Source organism: Actinoplanes sp. TBRC 11911 (assembly GCF_012933445.1).
Taxonomy (GTDB): domain Bacteria; phylum Actinomycetota; class Actinomycetes; order Mycobacteriales; family Micromonosporaceae; genus Actinoplanes.
The window spans coordinates 125852-138747 of the sequence record NZ_JABBNC010000008.1 but is presented as its reverse complement, the minus strand read 5'-3'; the positions used below and the strand labels follow the sequence as shown (position 1 = coordinate 138747).

The following is a 12896-nucleotide window of genomic DNA, read 5'->3' as shown; positions in this document are numbered from 1 at the left end:
GGGCCCCGGAAAACCGGGGCCCCTTCTCTCATTCGTTGGCGCCGGCGATCTGGCCGAGGAAGTCGGCGAGCGCCTGCGGCACGGTCAGCGGCGCGCGGCCGATGAGGGTGCGCAGGTCCTTGCTGTCCGAGCGGAGCCGGTTGTCGCGCGCGGCCAGCTCGACGGCCAGGGTCGCCTCGACGTCCTCGGTGCCGATGTTCGTCAGCAGCTGCCGGTAGTCGTCCTCGGCGAGATCCTCGACCTGGATGGTCTCGCCGCTGACGTCGCTCAGGATCGAGGCGAAGTCGGCCACCGTGAACGGCTCGCCGGCCAGCTCGAAGGCGGCGCCCGCGTGCCCGTCCCCGACCACCACCTCGGCCGCCGCGACCGCCAGATCGAACCGGGCCACGGCGGAGACCTCGCCGTCCCCCTCGATCGAGAAGATCTTCTGGTCGTCCAGGCCGCCCACGAACTTCAGGGACGCGTACCGCTCGGCCTGTAGCCCGCTGCGCAGGAAGGTGAAGTTCGAGCCCCACGACGCGCGGATGAGGTCCTCGGTGGCCCGGTGCGCGGCGAAGATGTCGGCGTTGACGTCCTGCGCGCCGAGGCCGCTGACGTAGCCGACCCAGCTCGCGCCGGCGGCCCGGGTGGCGTCCAGGGCATTCCGGTTACGCAGCAGGGTCGCGTCGGTGACCGGCTCGAAGGTCTCGTCGCCGCTGAACGGCACCAGCATCAGCTGGGTGGTCCCGGCGAAGATGTCGGCCAGACCAGCGGGCTGGGTGAGATCGGCGTCGCGGACCTGGACCCCGAGCTTCTTGACGTCGTCGATGCTGCCGCCTAGCACGGGCACGTCGTGCGAGACGGCGATGATCTCGCCGGCGCTCACCCCTCGGCCGATGAGTTCCTTGATGATCTGAAAGCCGAACGAGCTCGCCGCCCCGGTTACGGTGATCATGAGCCTCTCCTCAAACGCTCAACGCCATGTCACCCCATCCAGACGTCGGGCGAGGCGGAGATGTTCAGCGGAGGAAAGATTCTTTATTGCGACGGTGTGCGACCCGGCCCTCGCCGCGCGTCAAGATAAGCGGCCACCGCGCAGACGACCACGACCGCACAGGTCAGCACGATGCCGCTCAGCCCCCACGCCACCATGGCGACCGAGAGCAGCCCCCACACCACGGCGGCCGCGATCGAGACGGCGATCAGCACCGGCCGGGACCATCGTGGCCAGGGCGGACGCACCAGAGACGGATAATCAGCGGCAAGATGATCGACGATGTCGTTGAAGTCCCGGTGTTTGTCTTCCGTGCTCATCGGTAGCTCCTCAGGGTGAACCCGGGCGGCGCGGCCGTGACCGGTTCCTACCGCAGAGTACGTCGTCTTTCTGTCAAAGCGGCAGTCTCACGCCCGGACGATTTTTCAGACCCGGCCGCGGTGAGGTCAAACACAATGGACGGACTGAACGGTATCGGGACGCGAACGATCACTCGGTCGCATCCCAGAGCTTAGCCACAAAAAACGCGATAAAGGCGACTTTTCGGTTGCGGCGCGCGGCCCGGTGAGATCAAGCACGATGGACGCAGGTATTGAACGGTGTCCGAAAGTGAACGTTCTCCTGGTCGTATCCCGACCTGGAAGGCCCGACACGTGCGCTTGACCGTCAAGAAAACCGTCTTCCGGGTCGTCGGCTCATTGCTCGCTGTCATCATCGTGCTGATCGTCGCGATCTATGCCTGGCCCCTCGGCTCGGGCTCGCTGCGTGCCGCCCCGGCGGTGACTCTCGACTTCGCGGCGGCGACCGCCGAGGCCGGCCGGGTCGTCGCCGCCGACACTGCCGACCAGAACGTCCGTCCCGAGTGCCGCAGTCAGTTGCTGACGCACGGCAAGCGGACGGCCAAGGCGGTTCTGCTGCTGCACGGCTACACGAGTTGCCCGGCCGGGCTGGCCGGCCTCGCCAAGGTTTACTTCGACCAGGGTTACAACGTCTGGCTGCCGCGGGCTCCCCGGCACGGCACCACCGACCCGCTGGCGCACACCCACGTCAAGGCCCAGGAGCTCACCACGTACGCCAACGACGGCATGAACGTGGCGGCGGGGCTCGGTGACGACGTCGGGGTCGCGGGCATCTCCGGCGGTGCTGTCCTGGCCACCTGGCTCGCCGGGCACCGGGCTCCCGTCGTACATCATCTGCTCGTTCTTTCGCCGTTTTATGAGCCGAGCACCGAGCAGGCGCCGCGTTTCGAGGTCAAACCGCTCATCGTGCTTTTCGGGTTCCGGCTGCTGCCCGACCATATCGACGACAACGGCTTCTCGTATTCGTCGCTCTCGCAGTACCTGCGGATCGCCCGCAACCTGGACCTCGACCGAAAAGGGCCGCTCTCCTCGATCGCGGTGGTGACGTCCGCCGGCGACGATTTCATCGACCACCAGCGCGCCATGCGGATCCCGCGCCAGATAGCCGACCTCGACGGCATCAAACTGGGCGTGCACGAGCTGCCCAAAGACCTCGGCATCGGCCACGACATTGCCGAGCCGACCGTGCTCAAGGACCGCGCCGCCGACCTCTACAAGACCTATTTCGACCTGTACGAGGGCACGCGACTGACCTGATGTCTGCCGCTGATCATGGGGGTGGGCGGTGGTGCAATACTGTGCCGCCCCACCACAGTGGACCGATCCGGGGCTTCTCGATAGGGTAAAGACGTATTTATACGTCTTGTCCCCCAAGTGTTGCCAGATTGGATGAAGGTTGGTGTCAACACCGACTGAGCCCGCCCCCGGCGTGACCAGGCAGCAGTCGATCAAGCGACGCGTCGTCCGGCTGGTGCTCATTCCCAGCCTCGTCGCGGTGCTCCTGTGGTTCGTCGCCTCGGGATACCTGGTCTTTCAGGGCTACTACAACCGTGAGGTCGCCAACACGGTCCGTAAGGTCTCCATCCCCGCCGTCTCCGCGCTGTCGTCCGTCCAGCAGGAGCGCCGGCTCAGCGTGGCCTACCTGGCCCGCCCCTCCGGCGGCCTGACCGAGCTGCTCGACCAGCGCCGCCAGACCGACCAGCGGGTCGCCGACCTGCGCACGGTCGGCGAGAGCGCGCTGGGCCGCGCCCCGGACTCGATCAAGACCCGGTGGAAGACCCTGACCGACCTGCTCGACCAGCTCCCCGCCAACCGCAGTGCCGTGGACGCCCGCACCACCAGCACCACGAGCGCCTACGCCTACTACAACCAGGTGCTCGACGCGTCCACCGACCTGTTCGACGCGCAGGCGCGCGGCGTGCCGGACGTGACCGCCACCCAGGGCGGTCTCACGGCCACCGACGTCTTCCGGGCCAGTGACGAGATGTCGCGCGCCGGCTCCATGATCGACGGGGCGCTGACCTCCGCGAAACTCGGCCAGTCCGACTATCTCGAATACGTGAGCCTCGTCGGGGCGTACCACTCGAATCTGACCTATGCCAGCGTCCACCTCGAGCCCGGCGTCCGTCAGCGGTACACGACCGTGCAGCAGAGCGACGAATGGCACCAGCTGCTCGCCGCCGAAAACTCGATCATCGCGGCCGGTTCCTGGAAGAAGGGCGCGCCGAACTCGGTGCTCGTCACCAGGGCACAGTGGACGGCACTCACCGGCCGGGTCTCCGACGACCTCATCGGACTGACCGTGCTGCAGGCCGACCAGGTTTCGGCACGCACACTTCGCACGGGTAACAACCAGCTGCTCACCGCGTCGCTGGGCAGTCTGCTGGCCCTGCTCATCGCCGGCGGCGCGATCCTGTGGGCGGTCCGGCAGTCGCGAGTCCTGGTCGACCGGGCCCTGTCCACCCGCCTGGCCAAGCTCGGCACCGACGCGGACGCGCTGGTCGACGAGCGGCTGCCCGCGCTCATGGACCGATTACGCCGGCGCGAGGCGGTCGACCTGTCGGCCGAGTTCCGCGGCGACGACTACGGGCACGACGAGATCGGTCAGGTGGCCCGGGTCATCAACCGGTCCCTGCAAGCCGCCGCCGGGGCCGCGGTCAACGAGGCCAAGGCGCGCGCGGCCGGCACCGCGATGCTGATGGGTGTGGCGCGGCGCCCGCAGCGCCCGCTGCAACGCGGCCTGAAGGTCGTCGAGGATCTGCAGGGCCAGATCGGCGACGAGAAGCTGCTGACCAACCTGTTCGACATCCACCACCAGCTCAACCAGACCCGGCGCTTCCTGGAGAACCTGGTCATCCTCGCCGGCGGGCAGATCGGCCGCCGCTTCCAGAACCCGGTGCCGCTGCGCCGCGTCATGCTCGCCTCGTTCGCCGAGGCCCGCGACTACCAGCGGATCACGCTGCGTGGCGCGCCCGACGTGGCGCTGGTCGGGCACGCGGTCGCCGAGGTCATCCACCTGGTCGCCGAGCTGCTGGACAACGCGCTCGCGTTCTCCTCGCCGGGCAGCACCGTCTGGGTCAGCGGCAGCAAGGTCAGCCAGGGCGTGGCGGTCGAGATCGAGGACGCCGGCGTGGGGATGAGCGGTGAGGCGGTCGAACAGGCCAACCTCATGCTCGCCACCGCACCCACCCCGGACATCACCGAGCTGAAGGACGGCGCGCAGGTCGGCCTGCACGTGGTCGCCGAGCTGGCCAAGCGCGAGGGCGTGCAGGTCAGCCTGCGCCGGTCCGCGTACGGCGGGCTGCTCGCCATCGTGCTGCTGCCGGACCGCCTGCTCAGCGGCGGCGACGAGGGCCGCGACCCGGACGAGCCGCTCACCGCCGCCCCGGCACCGGTCGCGCCGCCGCGGAACGACCGTTTCGACACCGTCGAGATCGCCACGGTCGAGAACAGGACTGCTGTGGGCGTACTGGAACCGGAGAAACCCCGCACGCGGCCGGAACCGGAGAAAAAAGAGAAGCCGGCGGCCGGCCGGCCGCCGCTTCCGCACCGCCGCCCGCAGCAGCACCTGGCACCCGGGCTGCTCGAGGACACCGGCGAGGCGGCCGTCCCGGCCGAGCCGGCGAAGAAGCGGTCGCCCGAGGAGGCCCGCGCCCGGTTCGTGCGCTACCAGCAGGGGCGCACCGAGGGCCGCGCGGCCACCAGCGATGAGTCAGCTACCGACACTGAGCAAGGCAGGAACCCGTGACCAAGCCGACCCCTCAGAACGAGCTTCCCTGGATGCTGGATGATCTGGTCGAGGTACCCCACGTCGTGTCCGTGGTCGTGCTGTCCACCGACGGCCTGATCGTGCAGAAGTCCACGTCCATGCAGCAGGACCTCGCGGAGATCCTCGCCGCCGGCGCCTCCTCGATGTACAGCGTGGCGGCCGGCACCGGGCGCCGTTTCGAGAGCGGCGCGGTGCAGCAGGTCATCATCGAGTACGGCGAGCACACCCTGTTCATCGCGGCGGCCGGCCAGAACGCGCGCCTCGCCGTGCTCTGCGACGAGGACGTCGACATGGGCATGGTCGCGTACGAGGTGAGCCGCCTGGTGGGCCGGATCGGCGACTACCTGGGCACCACCGCCCGGGTGGGCGTGATGGCCGATGGCGTTTGATGCCTGGGACGGCGAGGACGAGGCGGCCGCCGGTCGCTTCGTCCCGCTCTACGTCCTGGTCAACGGCCGGACCAGCCCGCGCGACTCGAGCCTCGACCTGGCCACCCAGGTGGTGGCGCTGCCGGCCGACCGCCGCCGGCTGGAGCCCGAGTATCTCGACGTCCTGAACCAGTGCGGCAACTGGATCTCGGTGGCGGAGATCGGGGCGTACCTGCATCTGCCGCTGACCATCACCAAGGTGATGGTGGACGTGCTGGTGGAACAGGGTTACCTGGGGGTCGGTGCCCCGGCCCAGCAGAACATCATCGACATGCGCCTGCTCGACTCGGTTCTGGCCGGCCTCGAACGGCTCTGACTTTTCGACGCGAGGGATTGGGAAACGTGAATCGCACATCGGTCAAGATCGTCGTCGCCGGCGGTTTCGGCACCGGCAAGACGACCTTGGTGGGCTCGGTCAGCGAGATCGCGCCGCTGACCACGGAGGAGATCCTGACCGAGGCGAGCGTGGGCGTGGACGACACGACCGGGGTCGAAGGGAAGACGCACACAACGGTGGCGTTGGATTTCGGGCGGATCACGATCAGCCCGGATATCGTGTTGTACTTGTTCGGGACGCCTGGGCAGGATCGTTTCTGGTTCATGTGGGATGAGCTGGCGCAAGGGGCGGTCGGCGCTATCGTGTTGGTGGATACGCGGAGGCTGGAGACCAGTTTCGCGGCGGTCGACTATTTCGAGCGGCGTGGGATTCCGTTTGTGGCGGCGGTTAATCGGTTCTACGGTGAGTGCGCCTATAGCGAGGATGAGATTCGGTCGGCGCTTGAGTTGAGTTCTGAGGTGCCGCTGGTTTATTGCGATGCGCGGGATCGGGAGTCTAGTAAGTTGGCTTTGATCGCGTTGGTGCGGCATGCGATGAGCCGTCTTCCTGCAGGTGTCTGAATGGCTTTCCTACGCTTGGACGGTGTGGGGCGGGGGATGACTTACGCAGACCGTCAGGCTTGATGTCTGCGTAAGTCATCCCCCGCCCCACACCTTGCATGGGATTTTCGTGACGGCCAGGTGGTTGGTCACTCGCCGCTGGGTTCATGGTCCAGCTTGGGGACTCCCCTTATGGGACAGTGGTCCGGCTGCCGCGCTGCACTTTTCCAGGACGATTCAATCAGCGAGCGGACCATGGTGGTGGGTCAAGCGAGCGAACCCTGCCGCCTCACTCTTAGAGTCAAACCCGCGGTGCCTCCGGCTCGGCCGTCCGCTTATGGTGCCGCCGCTTGCCGGCCCACGCTTACCGTCCCTGTCGCGCCGCCCGCGAGCCGGTCACCCGGCCCTTGCTGCCGGCCCGTGCCGTCGCACCGACGATCCGCCGCCGAGATGCCCGACGAGCCACACATGTCTGCAGGTCGACGCGCAGCGCGCCTGCCGGGACGCGCGCCTCGTCCGTCCATCCCACTATGTGCCGATCCCGACCACATTCTGGATTTGGTCGAGACCTTGGAGAGTTATGCCCACATGCGAGCCCTAACTCTCCAAGGTCTATGAAACGGCGGAGAAGGTGGCCGATCAAAGGCGGATGAAAGCGGAGAAAAGCACACTCCACTGTGGATGCAATTCTCACGCTGTGGACCCGCTGCCACCATGTGGTCGCCGATCCCGCACAACGGACGCGGATCCCACATAGTGGCATTGCAGCGCGGCGGTGGGTGCCGACTGACGCGACCCGCTCGGCGATGCGCAGCAAATGCCCACCCCGCGCTGCGATCCCGGTCGCCGGGCGCTATGAAACGACCCTGGGCTGCTCGGCGGAGCCGACCCGCCCAGACGACGCGAGCAGCAAAGTCGACACAACCAGCGGGCGTAGCGCCGCTCCGTGCCTCCCGCAACGGGCCGTCCACCCGTCCGGCTTGCGCCAACAGCTGACCGCAGGCTGATCGCTCAGCTCAGCCAGAGCGGGCCGTTGAAACCCGGTGGCGCGCAGGCTGACTGCTCAGCTCGGCCACAGCGGGCCTTGTAAACCCGGTGGCGTGCAAGCTGATTGCTCAGCTTAGCCACAGCGGGCCTTGTAAACCCGGTGGCGTGCAAGCTGATCGCCCAGCTCGGCCACAGCGGGGCTGGTAAATCGGCTGGGCGCAAGCTGATCGAATGGCCCGGCCACCGCGGGGCTGGGAGTGGGTGACCCGGGAGATCAGGTGGCGGGGGTTTGATTCTGAGAGTGAGGCGGCATGGTTCGTTCGCCTGACCCACCACCGTGGTCCGCTCGCTGAACGGGTCGTCCCGGGGTGAGCACAGCGCGGCAGCCGGACCCCTGTCCCGTAGGGGGAGTAGCCAAGCTGGACCGAGAACCCAGCGGCGAGTGACCAAAGACCTGGCCGGAACAAAAATTCCATGCAAGGTGTGGGGCGGGGGATGACTTACGCAGACATCAAGCCTGACGGTCTGCGTAAGTCATCCCCCGCCCCACACCGTCCAAGAGCGAGAATGAGAGGGGGGTCGAGCCGGGGTGGGGTGAGGCCCACCCCGGCTCGCGGGGGGAATTCAGCTGGCTGGAGTCTCGGCCGTAGCCACAATGGTGGCCCGCCCAAGCACGTGACTAAAGATGTTGAAACCAACGAACGCAGGCGACCCTTCCGCGGGCACCCCCAGGTCCTCGGTATCAAGCGCATGCACGGTGATGAAGTACCGGTGCTGACCATGCCCCGCAGGCGGGGCCGACCCGATATACCGAGCCGCGCCGCCGTCGTTGCGGTACTGGATCGCGCCCGAAGGCAACCCCGAGCCCTTCTCGTCGCCCGCGCCCTCGGCCAGAGAGGTCGTGCCGACCGGGATGTTCGCGACCGTCCAGTGCCAGAAGCCCGACTGGGTCGGCGCGTCCGGGTCGTAGATCGTCACGGCGTAGCTCTTCGTGCCGGCCGGGGCGCCGCTCCAGCTGAGCTGGGGAGACGCGTCCTGCCCGCCGGGGATTCCGAACATCCCGGACTTCTGTGGGTCGGCGAACGCCTTGCCGTCTTCCACCGACGTACTGGTCACCGTGAAGCTCGGTACCTCGGGGAGGCGCGCGAACGGGTCGTTACCGCTCATGGTTACTTCCTTCGCTGAGGAGGCTCGTTGGGACGTTCGTTGAGACGCAATCCTAATCGACTATCTTAGTGATAATCGATTATCCTCGGTAGGGTGACGGTTGCGACAAAACGGTCCGAGCAGATGTACGCCTCGCTACGTGATGCCCTGTTGCACGGCGAGTATGCGCCGCAGCAGGCGCTCCGCCCGCAGGAGCTGGCCACCCGGCACGGGGTGAGCCTCGCGGTCGCCCGGGAGGCCCTGTTGCGCCTGGTCGGCGAGGGTTTGGCGGACCGCCTGCCGAACCGCGGCTTCGCCGTGCCCGCCACCGGTGCCGAGCGCTGGAAGCAGATCTCCGAGGCCCGCGCGACCATCGAGCCGATGGCGATGCACCTGGCCGTCGAACGCGGTGACCTGGAATGGGAGTCGCGGGTGCGGGCCTCCTTCCACCGGCTGGCCGGCACGCCGATGCACGACCGCGACGGTGACCCGCACCTCAGCGACGCGTGGTCCGAGGCACACCGCCTCTTCCACCGTGCGCTGCTCGAGGGCTGCGGCAACGATGTGCTGATCGCCATCTTCGACCGGCTCTGGACCGACGGCGAGCTCGCCCGCCGGTGGGCGGCGGCGCTGAGCAGCCTCGGCCGGGACGCTCTCGCCGAGCACCGCGCGATCGAGGAGGCCGCTCTGGCCCGCGACGCCGACCTGGCCACCGAGCTGCTGCGCCACCACGTCGGCTGGACCGCGGTGGCCCTCAATCACCGAGCGAATATGGAGGTATGACCCTTCCTCCCGGTCGCGTCCGCGAGCAACTGGGCGATTTTCTCCGGCGCCGGCGTGAGGCGTTGTCGCCCGAGGAGGCCGGCATCATCGTCCGTGACCGGCGCCGCACCCCGGGTCTGCGGCGCGACGAGGTGGCCGAGCGGGCCAACGTGTCGGTCATCTACTACCAGCGGCTGGAACGCGGGCGCGGCCCGGTGCCCTCGCCGGCCACGCTCGGCGGCATCGCCCGCGCCCTGCAGCTCACCGCGGACGAGAGCGACTATCTGTACGGGCTGGTCGGGCAGAAGGCGCCGGCCGTCCCGGAGCCGCGCGGGTTCGTCGACCCGAGCCTGCTGGCGACCATGAACGCGGTTTACCCGACGGTGGCGGCCGCGATCACCGACGACCTCTGCACGGTGCTGGCGCAGAACGCGATGAACGCCGAGTTGTTCGGGCCGATGGCCGGTGTCGAAGGCCCCGGGGCGAACATCATCTGGCGATGGTTCACCGAGCCCGGCTGGCGCGATCGGCTGGAACCGCGCGAGCAGCACGAGGCGACGACCAAGTTCTACGTGGCGGATCTGCGGCCCGCGGTCGTGCGGCGCGGCGGCGACCGTCAGGTCTTCGAGTTCGTCGACGCGCTGCGGGCGGTGAGCGAGGAGTTCAACGCGTTGTGGGATGAGCACGACGTCGCGACGCTTTTCTGCCCGCGCAAGGTGATCGACCATCCGGCCGTCGGCCGGCTCGAGCTGGACTGCTCGTTGGTTCTCAGCCCGCTGTCGAGCCAGCGGCTGTTGCTGGCGCATCCGGTGCCGGGCACGCCCAGCGCCGACCGGCTGGACCGGCTGCACGAGCTGATCGGTGCGAGGGGGATACCAACGGTATGAGGCTGCCGGGTCATACCGTCGGTCCCTGTCTGACCGGCCGCCGCGGACCGTAGCTTTCCGGCCGTGACGTCTCCGAAAATCGCCATCATCATGGGCAGCACGCGACCCGGTCGCAACGGCGAAGCCGTGGCCAAGTGGGTTTACGACCACGCGTCGAAGCGCGCCGACGCCAGCTTCGAGCTGCTCGACCTGCACGACTACCACCTGCCGCTGTTCGACGAGGGGCTGCCGGCCTTCCGTCAATACCAGCACGACCACACCAGGACGTGGTCCGAGAAGATCGATGGTTTCGACGGCTACGTCTTCGTCACGCCGGAGTACAACCACGGCGTGCCCGGCGCGCTGAAGAACGCCATCGACTACCTCTACCAGGAGTGGAACAACAAGGCCGCCGCGTTCGTCAGCTACGGCCACGAAGGCGGCGCCCGGGCGGTCGAGCACTTCCGCGCCACGATGGTCGAATTACAGATCGCCACCGTACGGGGTCAGGTCATGTTCCGCTTCGAGACCGACTTCGAGAACTGGACGAACTTCCGGCCGTCCAGCCGGCACGAGGAGGCGCTGGCCGGTCAGCTCGACCAGCTCGTCACCTGGTCGCGGGCGCTCCGGACGGTCCGGGATCAGAGCGTCCAGTAGCCGTACGGCTCGTCGTCGAACAGGCTGTTCAGCTGGATCCGTCCGCCGCTGAGCGCGTCGGTCGGGACGTCGAACACCACCAGGCCCACCTTGCGTTGGCCTTCGCGCAGCTCGACCGGCTCGAACTCGTTTTCGAACCCCGCGTACGTGGTGTGGTAGACGGTTCCGCCCGCGGTGACGAAGGACAGATCGCTGTCGGACGCCCACTCGGTGCCCTTGATGACCTTCACGGACAACGTCGCGCTGACGTACATGCCGTTCTCGGGCGCGGCCAGGGTGGGCTTCACCCGGCGCACGTTGCTCAGGCTGTAGCGGACCTCGCAGTCCTCGTCCAGGTGCCGGGGCAGGACGGTGATGGTCTGACCGACCTTGGCGGCGATCTGCCCGGTGGGAGCCGACGCAGGCGGGGCCGAGGCGCGCTGGGCCGGTGAGTCGGCGGCGGACACCACCAGCACGGCACATCCGCCGAAGCACCCGAGCAGCGTCACCGCGCCGAGCAGGCCAAGGACGATCCAGAGCGTCCGGCGCGACTTCGGCGGGGGCGGCGCTTGGTACGGGAGGTGGCTCATCGGAACGTCCCCTTGGTCGCGGCGGCGGCCCCGGATAGTTCGGCCGCGCCGCGGACCGGATGAGTGCCACCCGGTTGCGGGCAGGTTGCGGGGGTGGGCACCCACCCCCGCAACCGGTCAGCTCAGCGGTGCCAGCCGCACCTTGAAGTGGCGCAGCACCGGCGGCGCCGACTCGATGCGGTAGCCGCGGATGCGTTCCGGCGACTTCGCGATGTCCGCGAGCACGTCGGCCACGTACTCGAAATGCTCCTCGGAGTAGACCCGCCGCGGGATCGCCAGCCGCACCAGCTCGAAGGGCGCCGGCGTCAGCAGGCGGTGCTGCTCGTCCATGGTGCCGAGATACAGCGAACCCAGCTCGGCGCACCGGATCCCGCCGTCCAGGAACAGCTGGCAGCCCAGCGAGTGACCGGGGAACTCGGCCGGGGACAGGTGCGGCAGCAGCCGTCCCGCGTTGAGATACAGGGCGTGCACCCCGGCCGGTTGCACGGTGTCCACGCCGGCCTCGTTGATCCGGCGGGCCAGCCGGGCGGTCGCCTCGGCACGCGCCTGCAGATAGGCCGGATCGGTCACCTCACGGACGCCGACAGCGAGCCGTTCCAGGTCGTGGCCGGCCAGACCCCCGTACGTGGAAAAGCCCTCGGTGGCAATGAGATTGGCCTCGCAGACGGCGAACAGGTTGACATCTCGCAGTCCAAGGAACCCGCCGATCGACGACAGGCCGTCCTTCTTGAGGCTCACTACGCAGCCGTCGGCGAGCTGGAAGGCGCGGTGGGCGATCTGCCGCGGCGTCAGGTTCCGGTACGCCTCCTCGCGCTCGCGTACCAGCCACGCGTTCTCCGCGAAGCGCGCCGCGTCGAGGAAGAACCGCACCCCGTACCGGTCGCACAGCGCCCGTACGGCCTGCAGGTTCGCCATCGACACCGGCTGCGCGCCGAGCCCGTTGTTGGTGATGGTCATCAGCACCAGACCGACCCGGCCGCCGTCCGGCCCGCCGAGCAGTTCCTCGAGCGCGACCAGGTCGATGTTTCCCTTGAACGGCTCGTCGCTGTCGAAGTCGAGCGCCTCCGGGCAGGGCAGGTCGCGGGCCTCGGCGCCGAGCAGCTCCACATTGGCGTGGGTGGTGTCGAAGTGCGTGTTGCTGACGCAGATCTTCCCGCGGCCGAGCAGCGCCGAGAAGAGAATCCGCTCGCCGGCCCGGCCCTGATGCACCGGCAGGATGTGCGGGTAGCCGGTGAGCTCGGCGATCTCGTCGTGGAAACGGAACCAGGAGCGGGCTCCGGCGTACGACTCGTCACCGACCGCCGCCGCGGCCTCCTGCGCCGCCGACGTGGCGCCCGTGCCGGAGTCGGAGAGCAGGTCGATGGTGATCTGGTCGGCCCGCAGGTTGAACGGGTTGTACCCGGCCTCGGCCAGGGCGCCGCGGCGTTCGCCGGCGCTGAGAAAGGGGATCGGCTCGACGACCTTGATCCGGTACGGGGGAGGGGTGATGGGCATCTTTAGTCCT

13 protein-coding genes are annotated in these 12896 nt (G+C 68.3%); 8 read left to right on the top strand and 5 right to left on the bottom strand.

Features of this window, described 5'->3' with window-relative positions:
* Positions 1-28 precede the first annotated feature (28 nt).
* A complete protein-coding gene (locus tag HH310_RS14305; RefSeq protein ID WP_169176003.1) occupies positions 29-934 on the bottom strand; it encodes an NAD(P)H-binding protein in 906 nt (301 codons plus the stop codon).
* Positions 935-1017: 83 nt separating this feature from the next.
* Positions 1018-1293, bottom strand: a complete 276-nt coding sequence (locus HH310_RS14300) for a hypothetical protein (RefSeq protein ID WP_169176002.1) — start codon at positions 1291-1293, stop codon at positions 1018-1020.
* 333 nt (positions 1294-1626) lie between these two features.
* On the opposite strand from HH310_RS14300, the gene HH310_RS14295 reads away from it, so the two are divergent.
* The 5 genes from HH310_RS14295 (at position 1627) to HH310_RS14275 (ending at position 6426) form a co-directional block, all read left to right on the top strand.
* Positions 1627-2589: a carboxylesterase gene (locus HH310_RS14295; protein WP_169176001.1), complete on the top strand. Its 963-nt coding sequence runs from the start codon at positions 1627-1629 to the stop codon at positions 2587-2589.
* 142 nt (positions 2590-2731) lie between these two features.
* On the top strand, positions 2732-5080 hold the full coding sequence (locus tag HH310_RS14290; protein ID WP_312034065.1) for a nitrate- and nitrite sensing domain-containing protein: 2349 nt from the start codon (positions 2732-2734) through the stop codon (positions 5078-5080).
* Positions 5077-5490: a roadblock/LC7 domain-containing protein gene (locus HH310_RS14285; RefSeq protein WP_312034064.1), complete on the top strand. Its 414-nt coding sequence runs from the start codon at positions 5077-5079 to the stop codon at positions 5488-5490. Before HH310_RS14290 ends, HH310_RS14285 begins: the two co-directional genes overlap by 4 nt.
* Positions 5480-5845 (top strand): DUF742 domain-containing protein, encoded by a 366-nt coding sequence (locus tag HH310_RS14280; protein ID WP_169176000.1) that lies wholly within the window; start codon positions 5480-5482, stop codon positions 5843-5845. The genes HH310_RS14285 and HH310_RS14280 overlap by 11 nt, the downstream gene beginning before the upstream one ends.
* Positions 5846-5871: 26 nt before the next feature.
* Positions 5872-6426: an ATP/GTP-binding protein gene (locus HH310_RS14275; RefSeq protein WP_169175999.1), complete on the top strand. Its 555-nt coding sequence runs from the start codon at positions 5872-5874 to the stop codon at positions 6424-6426.
* A gap of 1590 nt (positions 6427-8016) precedes the next feature.
* Here the strand turns inward: HH310_RS14275 and HH310_RS14270 are convergent.
* The gene (locus HH310_RS14270; protein WP_169175998.1) at positions 8017-8559 is read right to left on the bottom strand and encodes a YbhB/YbcL family Raf kinase inhibitor-like protein; all 543 of its coding nucleotides are present in this window, start codon (positions 8557-8559) and stop codon (positions 8017-8019) included.
* Between the two features lie 93 nt (positions 8560-8652).
* Between HH310_RS14270 and HH310_RS14265 the strand changes: the two genes are divergently transcribed.
* The 3 genes from HH310_RS14265 to HH310_RS14255 all read left to right on the top strand — a co-directional run bounded on the left by HH310_RS14265 (position 8653) and on the right by HH310_RS14255 (position 10823).
* A complete protein-coding gene (locus HH310_RS14265; RefSeq protein WP_312034063.1) occupies positions 8653-9321 on the top strand; it encodes a GntR family transcriptional regulator in 669 nt (222 codons plus the stop codon).
* Positions 9318-10187, top strand: a complete 870-nt coding sequence (locus HH310_RS14260; RefSeq protein ID WP_169175997.1) for a helix-turn-helix domain-containing protein — start codon at positions 9318-9320, stop codon at positions 10185-10187. Before HH310_RS14265 ends, HH310_RS14260 begins: the two co-directional genes overlap by 4 nt.
* A 63-nt stretch (positions 10188-10250) precedes the next feature.
* Positions 10251-10823, top strand: coding sequence for an NAD(P)H-dependent oxidoreductase (locus HH310_RS14255; protein WP_312034062.1), 573 nt, complete (start codon positions 10251-10253; stop codon positions 10821-10823).
* On the opposite strand, the gene HH310_RS14250 is transcribed toward HH310_RS14255, so the two are convergent.
* Entirely contained in the window at positions 10808-11392 is a 585-nt protein-coding gene (locus HH310_RS14250) for a hypothetical protein (protein WP_169175996.1), read from the bottom strand. The genes HH310_RS14255 and HH310_RS14250 overlap by 16 nt on opposite strands.
* A 117-nt stretch (positions 11393-11509) precedes the next feature.
* Positions 11510-12886, bottom strand: a complete 1377-nt coding sequence (locus tag HH310_RS14245) for a tryptophanase (protein ID WP_211192124.1) — start codon at positions 12884-12886, stop codon at positions 11510-11512.
* Positions 12887-12896 lie beyond the last annotated feature (10 nt).

What these genes read in the sequence shown, in the direction of transcription:
- HH310_RS14250 (WP_169175996.1), bottom strand. Translation starts at nt 11,392, where the DNA reads ATGAGCCACCTCCCGTACCAAGCGCCGCCCCCGCCGAAGTCGCGCCGG.
- HH310_RS14270 (WP_169175998.1), bottom strand. Translation starts at nt 8,559, where the DNA reads ATGAGCGGTAACGACCCGTTCGCGCGCCTCCCCGAGGTACCGAGCTTC.
- HH310_RS14245 (WP_211192124.1), bottom strand. Translation starts at nt 12,886, where the DNA reads ATGCCCATCACCCCTCCCCCGTACCGGATCAAGGTCGTCGAGCCGATC.
- HH310_RS14260 (WP_169175997.1), top strand. Translation starts at nt 9,318, where the DNA reads ATGACCCTTCCTCCCGGTCGCGTCCGCGAGCAACTGGGCGATTTTCTC.
- HH310_RS14280 (WP_169176000.1), top strand. Translation starts at nt 5,480, where the DNA reads ATGGCGTTTGATGCCTGGGACGGCGAGGACGAGGCGGCCGCCGGTCGC.
- HH310_RS14305 (WP_169176003.1), bottom strand. Translation starts at nt 934, where the DNA reads ATGATCACCGTAACCGGGGCGGCGAGCTCGTTCGGCTTTCAGATCATC.
- HH310_RS14300 (WP_169176002.1), bottom strand. Translation starts at nt 1,293, where the DNA reads ATGAGCACGGAAGACAAACACCGGGACTTCAACGACATCGTCGATCAT.